11 protein-coding genes are annotated in these 15,225 nt (G+C 33.7%); all 11 read left to right on the top strand.

All coding sequences use genetic code 11. The annotated features are described in order from the left end of the window. Positions 1 to 4 precede the first annotated feature (4 nt). The gene (locus MED152_RS00170) at positions 5 to 589 is read left to right on the top strand and encodes an isoprenylcysteine carboxylmethyltransferase family protein (protein WP_015479812.1); all 585 of its coding nucleotides are present in this window, start codon (positions 5 to 7) and stop codon (positions 587 to 589) included. 30 nt (positions 590 to 619) lie between these two features. Then, on the top strand, positions 620 to 2,575 hold the full coding sequence (locus MED152_RS00165; protein ID WP_015479811.1) for a heavy metal translocating P-type ATPase: 1,956 nt from the start codon (positions 620 to 622) through the stop codon (positions 2,573 to 2,575). A gap of 71 nt (positions 2,576 to 2,646) precedes the next feature. Then, positions 2,647 to 3,060, top strand: coding sequence for a hypothetical protein (locus MED152_RS00160; RefSeq protein WP_148284785.1), 414 nt, complete (start codon positions 2,647 to 2,649; stop codon positions 3,058 to 3,060). 109 nt (positions 3,061 to 3,169) lie between these two features. Beyond that, positions 3,170 to 6,892: an efflux RND transporter permease subunit gene (locus MED152_RS00155; RefSeq protein ID WP_015479809.1), complete on the top strand. Its 3,723-nt coding sequence runs from the start codon at positions 3,170 to 3,172 to the stop codon at positions 6,890 to 6,892. Beyond that, complete coding sequence (locus MED152_RS00150; protein WP_015479808.1) at positions 6,889 to 8,127, top strand: TolC family protein; 1,239 nt, start codon at positions 6,889 to 6,891, stop codon at positions 8,125 to 8,127. Before MED152_RS00155 ends, MED152_RS00150 begins: the two co-directional genes overlap by 4 nt. Before the next feature lie 86 nt (positions 8,128 to 8,213). Next, positions 8,214 to 10,715 carry a heavy metal translocating P-type ATPase gene (locus MED152_RS00145; protein WP_015479807.1) on the top strand — a complete coding sequence of 834 codons (2,502 nt, stop codon included), beginning with the start codon at positions 8,214 to 8,216 and terminating at the stop codon, positions 10,713 to 10,715. A gap of 173 nt (positions 10,716 to 10,888) precedes the next feature. Then, on the top strand, positions 10,889 to 11,320 hold the full coding sequence (locus MED152_RS00140; RefSeq protein WP_238559144.1) for a DUF2911 domain-containing protein: 432 nt from the start codon (positions 10,889 to 10,891) through the stop codon (positions 11,318 to 11,320). Positions 11,321 to 11,323: 3 nt separating this feature from the next. Next, on the top strand, positions 11,324 to 12,040 hold the full coding sequence (locus tag MED152_RS00135) for a PepSY domain-containing protein (protein ID WP_015479805.1): 717 nt from the start codon (positions 11,324 to 11,326) through the stop codon (positions 12,038 to 12,040). 17 nt (positions 12,041 to 12,057) lie between these two features. After that, the gene (locus tag MED152_RS00130; protein ID WP_015479804.1) at positions 12,058 to 12,549 is read left to right on the top strand and encodes a DUF305 domain-containing protein; all 492 of its coding nucleotides are present in this window, start codon (positions 12,058 to 12,060) and stop codon (positions 12,547 to 12,549) included. Continuing rightward, the gene (locus MED152_RS00125; protein WP_015479803.1) at positions 12,539 to 14,320 is read left to right on the top strand and encodes an efflux RND transporter periplasmic adaptor subunit; all 1,782 of its coding nucleotides are present in this window, start codon (positions 12,539 to 12,541) and stop codon (positions 14,318 to 14,320) included. The genes MED152_RS00130 and MED152_RS00125 overlap by 11 nt, the downstream gene beginning before the upstream one ends. A 17-nt stretch (positions 14,321 to 14,337) precedes the next feature. Then, positions 14,338 to 14,778 carry a heavy-metal-associated domain-containing protein gene (locus tag MED152_RS00120; RefSeq protein ID WP_015479802.1) on the top strand — a complete coding sequence of 147 codons (441 nt, stop codon included), beginning with the start codon at positions 14,338 to 14,340 and terminating at the stop codon, positions 14,776 to 14,778. The last annotated feature ends 447 nt before the right edge of the window (positions 14,779 to 15,225 follow it).

Genomic DNA, 15,225 nt, shown 5'->3' with positions numbered 1-15,225 from the left:
TAAAATGATATTGTTTGCTTACTTTATACTTTATTTTTTACTCGTCTTTGTAGTAAGGTCTTTATTGTTATGGCAGAGAACAGGTGTTAACCCTTTAACATTTAACAAAAAGGATGATGCTCACGGATATAATGGTAAAATATATACCTTCATATCATTTTTAGAACTGATGGTGGTAGGTGTTTATGCTTTTAAAATTGAGTGGTATAAATACTTACTTTCCTTTTGGTACTTGGAAAATGAAATTTTATTTAAAATAGGTTGGGTCTTTTTAATACTCTCTTTAATTGTAGTTTGGTTTTCACAGACACAAATGGCAAACTCTTGGCGAATTGGAATAGATGAAAAAAATAAAACCGAACTAGTAACTAGTGGTATGTTTTCAATATCACGAAATCCAATTTTTCTTGGAATTATGATAGCAAATATTGGTTTGTTTTTGGTAATTCCAAATGCCTTTACACTATTAATAATCTCACTTTCTGTAATAAGTATAAATACACAAATTAGACTGGAAGAAGACTTTTTGAAACAAGAATTTGGAAATGAATATTTGAAATATAGGAAAAAAGTAAGAAGGTGGTTGTAATGTCAGTCTAAAATTATTTAAAACTGAAATATGAAAAAAAAGAAAATTAATTTAAAGGATTTAAAACCCGTTTCTAAAGAAGAACATAATCACGATAATGGTCATAATCACGACCACCAAGAAAGTGGTTCATTTAAAACCTATATACCTGCTATCATAAGTTTTACAATGCTTATCATTGGAATAGGTTTAGATTATTTTGATGTTTCATTCTTTAGGGATTGGATTCGTATTGCTTGGTACAGTTTAGCATATCTACCTGTAGGATTTCCAGTCGTAAGAGAGGGTTGGAATAGTATTAAAAAAGGTGATGTTTTTACAGAGTTCTTTTTAATGTCTATTGCTACAATTGGTGCATTTATCATTGGTGAATATCCCGAAGGTGTTGCAGTAATGCTATTTTATGCAGTAGGTGAATTATTTCAAAACGCAGCAGTAAATAGAGCAAAAGGAAATATTAAAGCATTATTGGATGTTAGGCCAAAAGAAGCCAATGTATTTCGTGATGGTGATTATGTTAGTGTGTCGCCAGAAGCTGTAAATATTGGAGAGAAAATTCAAATTCGTGTAGGCGAAAAAATCCCTTTAGATGGTAAGTTGTTATCCTCAAAAGCATCATTAAACACTTCAGCTTTAACAGGTGAGAGTAAACCAGATACAATCGTAAAAGATGAAAAAGTTTATGCAGGTAGTATTAATTTAGAAAGCGTTATTGAAGTTGAGGTAACCAATAAGTTTGAAGACAGTTCTATTGCGAGAATATTAGACTTGGTTCAAAATGCAACAGCACGTAAATCTAAAACAGAATTATTCATTAGACAGTTTGCTCGTATCTACACACCAATTGTAGTGTTTTTAGCTATTGGTGTTACTTTTATACCTTACTTTTTTGTAGATGATTATGTGTTTAGAGATTGGTTGTATAGAGCTTTAATTTTCTTGGTAATATCTTGCCCTTGTGCGTTGGTAATTTCCATTCCATTAGGTTATTTTGGTGGATTAGGAGCAGCTTCAAAAAACGGAATATTATTCAAAGGAGCTTCTTTTTTAGATGCAATGACTAAAATAAATACTTTGGTAATGGACAAAACAGGAACAGTTACTAAAGGTGTATTTAAAATCAAAAAGGTGCAAGCATTCGGTTGGAATGAAGCCGAATTTATGCAATACCTAATGGCGATGGAAGAGCTATCAACGCATCCAATTGCCAAAGCTATTTTAGAGTACAAAGCTGAAGGTGAATATTTTGAAGCAAAAGAAGTTTCTGAAATTGCAGGTAAAGGTTTAAAAGGCATTGTTAATGATAAAACAGTTTTAGTAGGCAATAAAGCCTTAATGTCTGCGAATAATATTAATGTTCCAAAGGAAACGGAATCTATTTTAGAATCGATAGTATTAGTTGCAATTGATAATCAATTTGCAGGTTATGTAGTAATAGCAGATGAATTAAAGGAGGATGCAAAAGAAACAATTACTAATTTACACAAAGTAGGTATCAAAAATATTATGATGCTTTCTGGTGACAAGGATTCAATAACGCAACAAGTAGCGAAAGAATTAAATATTGCAAATGCTAAAGGTGGATTATTGCCAGAAGATAAATTAAAGGAAGTAGAAATTTTAAAGAAAAATCCTGAAAACAAAATAGCATTTATAGGTGATGGTATTAACGATGCACCTGTTTTAGCAGCAAGTAACGTTGGTATTGCAATGGGTGGTTTAGGAAGTGATGTAGCTATTGAAACAGCAGATGTTATCATTCAAACAGACCAACCTTCAAAAGTTGTTAGAGCCATTAAAATAAGTCGTTCCACACGTAAAATTGTTTGGCAGAATATCATTTTAGCATTTGGTGTTAAAGTTATTGTCTTGATTTTAGGTGCAGGTGGTTTAGCCACAATGTGGGAAGCAGTTTTTGCAGATGTAGGAGTAGCATTATTAGCAATTTTGAATGCAGTTAGATTACAACGAATGATATGGGATTAAGCAGATTAGTCAATTAAACTTCTGTTAAACAAAATCAATAATTGGTAAAATTTCGTAACTTCGCAATAAATATGAAACAATTTTTCCATAAAATAATGTCTTTAGTAATGACTTTTGTAGTCTTATTCTCTACAATGTCATTTACTCTGAATATGCATTATTGCGGAGATACTTTAGTCGAAACTGCAATTTATCATAAAGCCAAAGGGTGTGGCATGGAAATGGAAAAGCCTATAACCGAAGGATGTTCTATTAACAAGAAAAATTGTTGTGATGATGCACAATTAGCAATTGAAGGTCAAGAAGAACTACAATTGCAAGTTGACAAAATAACATTTGAGCAACAAGTATTTATAGCTTCATTTGTTTACACTTATAGTAACATTTTTAAAGGTTTAGAAAATAACGTTTTTACTTACGAAGAATATAAACCGCCACTCGTCATAAGGCAACTCTACAAGATTGACGAAACATACTTAATTTGATTTTTAAACAATAGACTTTTTTATCCTATGACTGCAATGTTGTAAGGATAATTCGCTGTATTCGGTGTTTTCATTACACCAATGTCTAACTGTTTAATAATCAAAGCCAATGCTCAATAAAAGCATCAAATTTTTAATAGAAAACAAACTCGTAGCAGTTCTGCTACTCGTTCTTTTTGTAGGATGGGGAACGGTTAATGCACCATTTAATTGGGATACAGGTTTCTTACCAAGTGATCCAGTTGCTGTAGATGCAATACCAGATATAGGTGAAAACCAACAAATTGTATTTACAAAGTGGGATGGTCGTTCACCTCAAGATATAGAAGACCAAATTACCTACCCATTAACTACTTCATTATTGGGTATTCCAGGTGTCAAAACTATACGTAGTTCTTCTATGTTTGGCTTTTCAAGCATCTATATCATTTTTGAAGAAGACATAGAGTTTTACTGGAGTCGAAGTAGAATCCTAGAAAAACTAAATTCATTACCTAGTGGATTACTCCCAAGCGATGTAAATCCTGCATTGGGCCCAGATGCAACAGGCTTAGGTCAAATATACTGGTACACTTTAGAAGGTAGAGATGAAAAAGGAACTGTAACTGGTGGTTGGGATTTACACGAACTAAGAAGTATTCAAGATTACTATGTTAAATATGCCTTATCTTCTGCAAGTGGTGTTTCTGAGGTAGCTTCAATTGGTGGTTATGTTCAAGAATATCAAGTGGACGTAAATCCAGAACTAATGCGTCAGTATAATATTGGATTGCATCACGTTGTAAAAGCTGTTAAGGAAAGTAATAAGGATATTGGTGCACAGACTTTGGAAATTAACCAAGCCGAATATTTAGTTCGTGGTTTGGGTTATGTGAAATCCATTTCAGACATCGAAAATGCAGTAGTCACTTCAGAAGATTATACTTCAATTAGGTTAAAGGATATTGGTAAAGTTTCATTAGGTCCTGCAACAAGACGTGGATTATTAGATAAAGAAGGCGCAGAGGTTGTTGGTGCTGTTGTGGTAGCTCGTTATGGCGCAAATCCAATGGAAGTTATCAATAACGTAAAGGAAAAAATTAATGAATTAAGTGCTGGATTACCTTCAAAAGTATTAGCGGATGGTAGAACATCACAAGTTACCATAGTGCCTTTTTACGACAGAACAGAACTGATACAAGAAACTTTAGGTACACTCAATGAAGCCTTAACTCTTGAAATATTGATTACCATTTTAGTAATAATTATTATGGTGTTTAATCTTCGAGCTTCCGTATTAATTTCTGGACTACTACCAGTAGCGGTTTTAATGGTATTTATAGCGATGAAACTCTTTGGTGTAGATGCCAACATTGTCGCATTATCTGGTATTGCAATTGCTATCGGAACAATGGTCGATGTTGGTGTCATACTTTCAGAAAATATTATTCGGCATTTAAACGAGAATCGTTCCCACGAAAGTGGGAATCTCATCCCAATTAACACAGTAGTTTATAACGCAACAGCTGAAGTGTCCAGTGCAATCGTAACCGCAGTTATGACAACTATTATTAGTTTTATTCCTGTATTTACAATGATTGGTGCGGAAGGTAAACTATTCAGGCCATTAGCCTTCACAAAAACTTTTGCATTAACAGCATCTATAATAGTAGCGTTGTTTTTAATTCCACCGTTTGCTGCATTTTTATTCAGAAAGAAAAGTCTTAAATCACACTTTAAATATGTTTTAAATGGCGTTTTAATAGTATTAGGTATCGTAGCCATAGTCTCTGGGTATTGGTTAGGATTGATATTAATTGCTTTTGGAATTACAGCAGGTCTCAATCTTCAAAATAAGATAACAGACAAGCAAGCAAATTTTATCAATATTATTATTTCAGCATCAGCAATAGTATTCTTGTTAGCCGAATATTGGAGACCATTAGGAGTGGATAAAAGCATTTTCTGGAATCTTATTTTCGTTAGTATTATTTGCTTTGGTTTATTAGGTGTTTTCTCATTATTCATAAAATACTACACACGCATTTTAAGGTGGTGTTTAAATAATAAATTGCTCTTTTTGTCTGTCCCAACAGCTATTGTAATTGCAGGTGTTTTCATTATGAAAAACACAGGCAAAGAATTTATGCCATCGTTAAATGAAGGTTCTTTTTTATTAATGCCAACTTCGATGCCACACTCTGGTGTAGAAGAAAACAAGCGTGTTTTACAACAGTTAGATATGGCAGTAGCCAGTATTCCAGAGATTGAAACCGTAGTTGGTAAAGCAGGTAGAACAGAATCAGCTTTAGACCCAGCACCACTATCAATGTATGAAAATATCATTCAGTACAAACCAGAGTATATGCTGAATGAAAACGGACAACGCCAACGCTACAAAGTCAATGATGATGGTATGTATGAATTGAAAGATGGACGATTCATCGCAAATCCAAATACTATTGAAAATGTCACCTTGAGCGCAGTCGAAAGGTCTCAACTCATTCCAGACGGTGATGGCGAGTTCTACCGTAATTGGCGACCAGAAATACAATCTCCAGACGATATTTGGAATGAAATTGTAAGAGTCACCAAATTGCCAGGTGTTACCTCTGCACCAAAACTACAACCTATTGAAACCCGATTAGTGATGCTTCAAACAGGTATGCGAGCACCAATGGGTATTAAAGTAAAAGGTCAAGATTTAAAGCAGATTGAAGCGTTTGGTGTGCAATTAGAAAACATCATCAAACAAGCTGAAGGTGTTAAAAAAGAGGCTGTTTTTGCAGACCGTATTGTTGGTAAACCCTATTTGTTAATTGATATTAATAGAGAGAAAATTGCACGTTATGGCATTTCGATACAAGATGTTCAAGATGTATTAAAAATAGCAGTTGGTGGTATGGTCTTAACCCAAACCGTAGAAGGTCGAGAACGATATGGTGTACGAGTGCGATACCCAAGAGAATTACGAGCAAACCCAACCGACTTACAACAGATTTATGTGCCAGTTGAAAAAGGTAGTCCTGTGCCATTAAGCGAATTGGCAACTATTCGCTATGAACAAGGTCCACAAGTTATTAAAAGTGAAGATACCTTTTTGGTAGGTTATGTCTTATTTGATAAATTAGATGGCTTTGCAGAAGTAAGCGTTGTTGAAAATGCACAAGCATTGATTCAAGAAAAAATAGATTCTGGTGAATTGATAGTTCCAAAAGGAATAAACTATGCATTCACAGGAACGTATGAAAATCAGTTACGAGCAGAAAAAACCTTATCGGTTGTTGTGCCGTTAGCATTGGCTATCATTTTTTTAATTCTGTATTTCCAGTTTCGTTCGGTGGGTACGTCCTTAATGGTATTCACAGGTATCGCAGTAGCATTTGCAGGTGGTTTTATAATGATTTGGCTCTATGGTCAAGATTGGTTTTTAAACTTCAATGTCGCTGGCGAAAATATGCGAGCCTTATTCCAGATGCATCCTATTAATTTAAGTGTAGCAGTTTGGGTTGGGTTTATTGCTCTATTTGGTATCGCAACAGACGATGGTGTAGTGATGGCAACCTATTTAACGCAAACTTTTGATAGAAATACACCAGAGAATAAAAAGGAAATTAGAGCATCTATTGTTGAAGCTGGTGAAAAAAGAATCAGACCGTGTTTAATGACTACAGCTACAACCATTTTAGCACTATTACCAGTATTAACCTCTACAGGTCGAGGAAGCGACATAATGATACCCATGGCAATACCAAGTTTTGGTGGAATGCTTATAGCCTTAATAACCTTATTTGTAGTCCCAGTTTTATATAGCTGGAAAGCCGAATTTCAACTTAAAAGAACTGTAAAATGAAACAGATAATATCACACATTAAAACAGTCTCTATTCTTTGTTCGTTATTCTTTGTTCTCCAAGGAAATGCACAACAATTGGAAACACTTATAGATGAAGCCTTAACAAACAATCCTTCAATTCAAAAGTTTGAGTTACAATACAAAAGAACTTATGAAAAAGCAAACGAAGTCAATACCATTCCTAATACTGAATTCGGTGTAGGATATTTTGTGAGTGAACCAGAAACTAGAACAGGAGCACAACGCTTTAAAGTATCTGTTAAACAAATGTTACCGTGGTTTGGTACCATTACTTTTCGAGAAAATTATGTGAATTCTTTGGCGGATGCTAAATACGAAGACATTGTTATCGTCAAGCGAAAACTATTGGCTTCGGTTTCACAATCATATTATAATTTGTATGCTAACCAATCAAAACAAAAGGTATTAACTAAAAACATTAACCTTTTGAATACTTACGAAACACTAGCTTTAACATCAGTTGAAGTTGGTAAGGCATCCGCAGTTGATGTATTACGATTGCAAATGCGCCAAAATGAAATGCAGCAATTAAAAGACGTATTGCGACAACAATTTTTAGCGGAACAAACAAATTTTAATAACCTATTAAATCGAAAAAATGATGTTTCGGTTAGTGTGGTTGATAATCTAATGATACCTTCTGAAGACTTTGATATAACTACTGAAAATCTAGAATTACATCCTGAATTAATAAAATATGATAAACTATATCAATCCATAGAGCAATCAGAATTATTGAATCAAAAAGAAAGCAGTCCAATGATTGGTTTTGGTTTAGATTATATTAATGTTTCTGAAAGACCAAATATGGATTTCAGCGATAACGGAAAGGATATTGTAATGCCAATGGTTTCGGTATCTATCCCAATTTTTAATACAAAATATAAATCCCAGACCAAACAAAATGAATTACAACAGAAGGAAATTACCGCTCAAAAACAGGAACGTTTAAATGCATTAGAAACGCTTTTAGACAAAGCCATTAATGAACGTATTTCAGCAAGAATAAGTTTTGCTACCCAAACCAAAAATCTAAAGCAAGCCAAGGATGCAGAAGACATTTTAATCAAAAGCTATGAAACAGGAACGATTGATTTTAATGATGTTTTGGATATTCAAGAGTTGCAATTAAAATTTCAAATCAATCAAATAGAGTCTATTAAAAACTACTATTTGCAGTCAACAATAATTAATTATTTAACACAGCAATAATGAAATGAGCGGATGTATTATTATAAAACTATTCAAGATTTTTATAAACGAATTACATCTGACCATTAAAAAATAGATAACAACAGATGAAACATACATATCACATACACGGAATGACTTGCAACGGTTGTCGCAGTCACGTGGAAGAAACGCTCTCTAAAGTAGAAGGTGTTTCAAAAGCAACAGTTGATTTAGAAAAGGCAGAAGCTACCATAGAAATGGAATCGCATATTCCTATAGAAAAGTTTCAAGAAGCCTTAAAAAAGGATGGTGACAGATATAGTATTCATAAACAAGGTGAACAGCATCAGCATTCCGTAGCCAAAAAGAAAGAACAACCCAAAGGTAAAGGTACAGGCACATTTTATTGTCCTATGCATTGCGAAGGCGATAAAACTTATGATGAACCAGGTGATTGTCCTGTTTGTGGAATGGATTTGGTGGAAGAACAAAATCTATCAGCAACTTCAAAGGAACAATGGACGTGTTCTATGCATCCAGAAGTTGTAAAAGACGAAGCAGGTTCGTGTCCTATTTGTGGTATGGATTTAGTACCAAAGGAAGTAAATAGATCAGCAGAGGAAAAAACGTATAAGAAACTATTAAAGAAATTTCGGATAGCATCTGTATTCACATTACCCATTTTCGTAATTGCAATGAGCGAAATGCTCAACAACAATCCCTTGTATGATATAATGGAACAGAAAAATTGGAACTGGATTCAATTTGCATTATCCATCCCAGTTGTCTTTTACGCTACGTGGATGTTCTTTGAGCGTGCCTATAGAAGCATAAAAACGTGGAATCTCAATATGTTTACACTCATTGGAATCGGTGCAGGTGTGGCTTGGTTGTTTAGCGTAATTGGTATGCTATTTCCAGATGTATTTCCTGAACAATTTAAAACTGAATCAGGCGCAGTTCACGTCTATTTTGAAGCAACAACAGTTATTCTAACGTTAGTGCTTTTAGGTCAGTTGTTAGAAGCTCGCGCACATAGTAAAACCAATTCGGCTGTAAAAGAGTTACTAAAATTAGCACCTAATAAAGCCATTAAAATAGTTGATGGTGAAGAAGTTGAGGTCAGTATTGACGAGATAGAATTAAATGATATTCTAAAAGTGAAACCAGGAGATAAAATTCCTGTGGATGGTGTGATAACTGAAGGCAAAACAACTATTGACGAATCTATGATAACAGGAGAACCCATTCCTGTAAATAAATCTCAAGAGGATAAAGTAAGTAGCGGAACAATAAATGGCAATCAATCCTTTTTAATGAAAGCTGAAAAAGTTGGTGGTGACACCCTTTTATCACAAATCATTCATATGGTAAATGATGCCAGTAGAAGCCGTGCACCTATTCAAAATTTAGCAGATAGAGTTTCGGGTTACTTCGTGCCAGTTGTGGTTCTTATTTCTATTATCACATTTATTGTATGGTCTATTTGGGGGCCAGAACCAGTTTATGTGTATGCTTTTGTGAATGCAATTGCTGTACTAATCATTGCGTGTCCTTGTGCTTTAGGTTTGGCAACACCAATGTCTGTAATGGTTGGTGTAGGTAAAGGTGCTCAAAATGGAGTATTGATTAAAAATGCTGAAGCCCTTGAAAAAATGGATAAGGTAAATACGCTTATCGTTGACAAGACAGGAACAATTACAGAAGGAAAACCAACAGTTGAAACCGTTGGTGCTTTTAATGATACTTTAAGCGAAAAAGAAGTGTTACAATACATCGTTTCATTAAATACCAATAGCGAACATCCTTTAGCAGAAGCCACAATTGAATATGGTAAAGAACATAACACAGAAATTTTAAAGTCCGAAGATTTTAGTGCAGTCACAGGTAAAGGTGTTGAAGCTAAAATTGATGGTAAACAAGTAGCATTAGGTAACCCTAAAATGATGGAATATGCCAAAGCAGATATTACTTCTAAAATGAGAGATGAAGCTAAATCTTACCAAAAACAAGGTAAAACAGTTTCTTATTTGTCAATAGAGGAAACCGTTGTTGGGTATGTAGTTATAAGAGATAAAATAAAAGAAACGAGTGCCAAAGCGATTAAAGCACTTCAAGATAAAGGCATCGATGTTATAATGCTTACAGGCGATAATCAAGATACAGCACAGGCAGTAGCATCAGAACTTAATCTAGCAGATTTTAAAGCCAGTATGCTACCAGAAGATAAACTCAAAGAAGTAGAAAAACTGCAAGAAAAAGGAAAAGTAGTTGCTATGGCAGGTGATGGAATTAATGATGCACCAGCATTGGCTAAAAGCGATATTGGTATTGCTATGGGTACAGGAACAGATGTAGCGATAGAAAGTGCGATGATAACACTCGTAAAAGGTGATTTACATGGTATTGTAAAAGCAAGAAATTTAAGTGTTTCAGTAATGAAAAACATTAAACAAAACCTGTTTTTTGCACTTATCTACAACACAATAGGTTTACCCATTGCAGCAGGTGTTTTGTTCCCATTTTTCGGAATATTACTCTCGCCAATGATAGCAGCTTTAGCAATGAGTTTTAGCTCTGTTTCGGTAATAGCAAACGCATTAAGATTAAGAACAATAAAAGTATAACTATAAATAAAAAACTAATGAAAAATCTAACCCTATTTATTGTCATAATGCTTACAATAGTGAGTTGCAAAAATGAAAAATCAAGTACGGTAAAGCTAAAACATGATCATAACAAAGCAACTGAAAAAGTAGAAGAGCCAAAGAAAAAACCGTTAAGTCCACATACTGAAACGATGGCAATGATAGGTGATGCCCATATTCATATTGATTATTCTTCACCAGGAGTAAGAGACCGAATCATTTTTGGCGGATTAGTTGGTTATGACCAAGTATGGCAAGCAGGCGCTCATATGGCTACATGGTTAGAAACCAATAAAGATTTAATCATTAATGGCGAAACGCTTCCTAAAGGGAAATATGGTTTTTTTACAATTCCATCAAAAGGAGTCTGGACTGTGATGATTAATAAAAACTGGGAGCAGCATGGTAAAGATGAGTATAACGAAAAAGATGATGTTATTCGATTTAAAATTACACCAACATTATCAGAGGAAATCACAGAACATTTAGTGTATAAGGTCAACAAAATAGATGATAAAAGTGGAACTATTTCGATGGCTTGGGAAAAAGTTAAACTCGAATTTCCTTTTGCAATTAAAAAATAGAAAATGGTAAAAAGGCATACAGCTTTAAAAATTAGAAAAACCCACAGGTATTTGGGGCTATTTTTAGGAATTCAATTCCTATTTTGGACCATTAGTGGTTTATACTTCAGTTGGACAGACATCGATGAAATACACGGAGATCAATTTAAAAATTTGGAGTATCAACCCAAAGCATTTATTAATTTAATAAGTCCCTCAAAACTAAGTATAGCTGAAGGTGTAAATACTATAGAATTAAGGGATATTGGCAATTCACCTTACTATTGGATTAATAAAAACAAGTTGTATAATGCTTTAGATGGTATGCCAAAAAATAGTATTACGCAAGATGAGGCACTCTATATTGCCAAAAACCATATGAAAAGTGGTTTAGAGGTAGAATCTGTTGAACATATAACTAAAACTGGGAAACATCACGAGTATCGAGAAAAATTACTACCTGCTTATGTTATCTCATATAAAACCGATGAAGCTCTAAAAGCCTATGTCTCTGTAAACGATGGTAAATTTCAAACCGTAAGACATCGTTCTTGGCGTTGGTTTGATTTTTTATGGATGACACATACTATGGACTACGAAGGTAGAGACAATTTTAATACCCTTGTTTTGAGAGCCTTTTCACTTTTAGGGTTACTAACCGTATTAAGCGGTTTCTTATTGTGGTTTACCTCTTCACCTTCAATTAGAAAAATATTTAAAAACAGAAAAAGTAAAGTTTAATTATAAAATCAAAAATTATGAAAACAAATAAGCATACAAACACCGATAAAGGAATGAGCAATTACACAAAATTCTTCTTAATGTTAGGAGCATCTTTTATAGCAATGTATATCACCATGTACCTAAATACTTATGAATTTGACCATGTATATTTTAGCTTAACACGCTTTTATATGGTTTGTCTGGGTATTTCTACTATGGCATTGATTATGTTTTTCTTCATGAAAAACATGTACACCAATAAAAAGAAAAACTTGGGTATTGTTATTGGCAGCATAGTTCTTTTTTTTAGTGCTTTAGGACTAGTTCGCGACCAGAAATCTACAGTTGACGATGTCCTATGGATGAAAGCAATGATACCACATCATTCTATCGCTATTTTAACAAGTGAAAGAGCAGATATTCAAGACCCAGAAGTTAAAAAATTAGCAGAAGACATTATTAAAGCACAAAAGAAGGAAATTGAAGAAATGAAAGCAATGATAAAACGATTAGAAAATGAAAAATAATAAGGTAGTCATATACATTGGAATATTCATAATAGGCTTGCTGTTGGGTTGGTTCATTTTTGGAGGTTCATCAAATAAAGCATTAGACCATAAACAAGATGCTATTTCAGAAACCAATCAACTCTGGACGTGCTCTATGCATCCTCAAATTATGCAACCAGAACCAGGCGATTGTCCTATTTGCGGTATGGATTTAATTCCTGCTGATGGTGGGAGTGATGGTTTATTAGCAGACCAATTCAAATTGACTGAAAACGCTATGGCTTTAGCTAATATTCAAACAACTACTGTTGGTAAGGGCAATGTTGAAGGCAATACTATCAAATTATCTGGTAAAATTGCTGAAAACGAAGAAGCCAATGCAGTACAGGTAAGTTATTTCGCTGGAAGAATTGAAAGTTTGAATGTGAGTTTTACAGGCGAAGAAGTTAGTAAAGGTCAATTATTGGCAACCATTTATTCGCCAGAACTCTATGCAGCACAACAAGAATTAATTACAGCAGCATCTTTAAAAGAATCACAACCTGCTTTATACAAAGCAGTCCGTAATAAACTCAAATTATGGAAGCTCTCTGACAAGCAAATCAATCAGATTGAAGAAACCCAAAAAGTAAAAGAAAACTTTCCTGTGTATGCAACCGTTTCAGGAACTGTCACAGAAAAACTGGTAGAGCAAGGTGATTATATTAAACAAGGACAACCCTTATTAAAAATTACCAATCTCAACACAGTTTGGGGAAACTTTGATGTGTATGAAAATCAGATTGACCGCTTTAAAAAAGGACAGGAAGTGATGATAACAACCAATGCTTATCCTAATAAAGAGTTTAAAGGTAAAGTAGATTTCATTGACCCAGTTTTAAACACGAAAACAAGAACTGTAACCTTACGTGTTGTTTTAAGCAATAAGGACGATGTATTTAAACCAGGAATGTTTGTAACCGCAAATATTGAAGGCAGTACAGCTAAAAATGACGGAGTATTAACAATTCCTGCATCTTCTGTGTTATGGACAGGTGAACGCTCTGTGGTGTACCTTAAAACAAATCCAGACCAACCTATTTTTGAAATGCGTGAAATTAAATTAGGCAATCAAATTGGTAATGAATATGAAGTTGTAGAAGGTTTATTTGTTGGAAATGAAATAGTGACTAACGGTACATTTACGGTTGATGCAGCAGCTCAATTACAAGGAAAAAAGTCTATGATGAATAAAGATGGTGGTAAAGTAATGACTGGACACGATGGTCATTTAGGTATGGATAACAATTCACCCAACAAAGAAAGTGACCACACTAATATGAATCAGCGTTTGAAAGTATCAATGAAATTTCAAGAGCAGTTAAAAGCTGTTTTCAATGAGTATATCAATTTAAAAGATGCTTTAGTAAAAGAAGATTCAAAAAGTACTTCAGCAAACGCAACAACTTTATTAAATAAATTGAATAAAGTAGATATGAAATTGTTGTCAGATAATAAGGCGCATAACCATTGGATGTCATTAGAAGGCGAAATAAAATCTTCTGCAACTTCAATTTCTGAAACGTCCGATATAAAATCACAAAGAGACCATTTTAAACATTTATCATCACATCTAATCAATGCTGTACAACTATTTGGTGTCAATGAAAAGGTCTATGTAGAATTTTGCCCAATGGCAGATAACAACAATGGTGGATATTGGTTGAGTAAAGAAGAAAAAGTAATCAATCCATACTATGGCGAAGCAATGCTAACCTGTGGTGAAGTAAAACAAATAATAAAACAATAACAATTAAATTTTAAACAATGAAGAGAGTAATTTTAAGTATCGCTGTAATAGCAGCATTAGGCTTAACAAGTTGTAAAAACGAGACCAAAAAAGAAACAGAAACCACAACTACTGAAATGTCAAAAGATATAGCAATGACAGACCTGTCTTTTGGTGTAAGAGGAAATTGCGGAATGTGTAAAAGTACCATCGAAAAAGCAGCTAACGGTGTTGAAGGTGTTGCAAGTGCGAATTGGGATGTCGATAAAAAGAAGATTGACGTATCTTTTGATGATACAAAAACCGATGTAATGGCAATTCATAAAGCAATCGCAGCTTCAGGTTATGATACCGAAAAAGTAGCTGGTGATTTAGATGCTTACGACGGTTTACCAGGTTGTTGCAAATACGACCACGAAATGATGATGAATCAATCAACTGAAGACAAAAAAAATGATCACTCAAAACATGATCATTAAATTGGCAATATCATTAAGTTCTGAATTCCCCAAACTTTTGATTAAAGGAAATATAAATTAATTTAAAACTGGCAACTAATTAATTTTAATAAAATTATTTCTTTTTATCTTGAATATTATCTTAGATTTGAGTTATAAATTTTATTATAAATCAGAGTACACAATTCAGTACACGATCTAATGTAAATAAACATAAAAAAAGGGTAATTTAAGACTTTTCTTAAAATTCATAACCCTGAGGTCACGGGTTCAAATCCCGTCTTCGCTACAAAATAAATAGAATTAAAAACGAATTGTGTTTCACAATTCGTTTTTTTTGTGCCCTATTTTTCCTAATTATAAAATAGCCATACATTAAACCAATAATCTACTTAATAACATAGAAAAAATCTAAACCTGACTGTTTGATATACTACAAATTAGCTTTATATTAGTAAAGTATTCCCA

The organism is Polaribacter sp. MED152, from assembly GCF_000152945.2.
In the GTDB taxonomy this organism is placed as follows: Bacteria; Bacteroidota; Bacteroidia; order Flavobacteriales; family Flavobacteriaceae; genus Polaribacter.
This window is presented reverse-complemented; position numbering and strand designations above follow the sequence as displayed.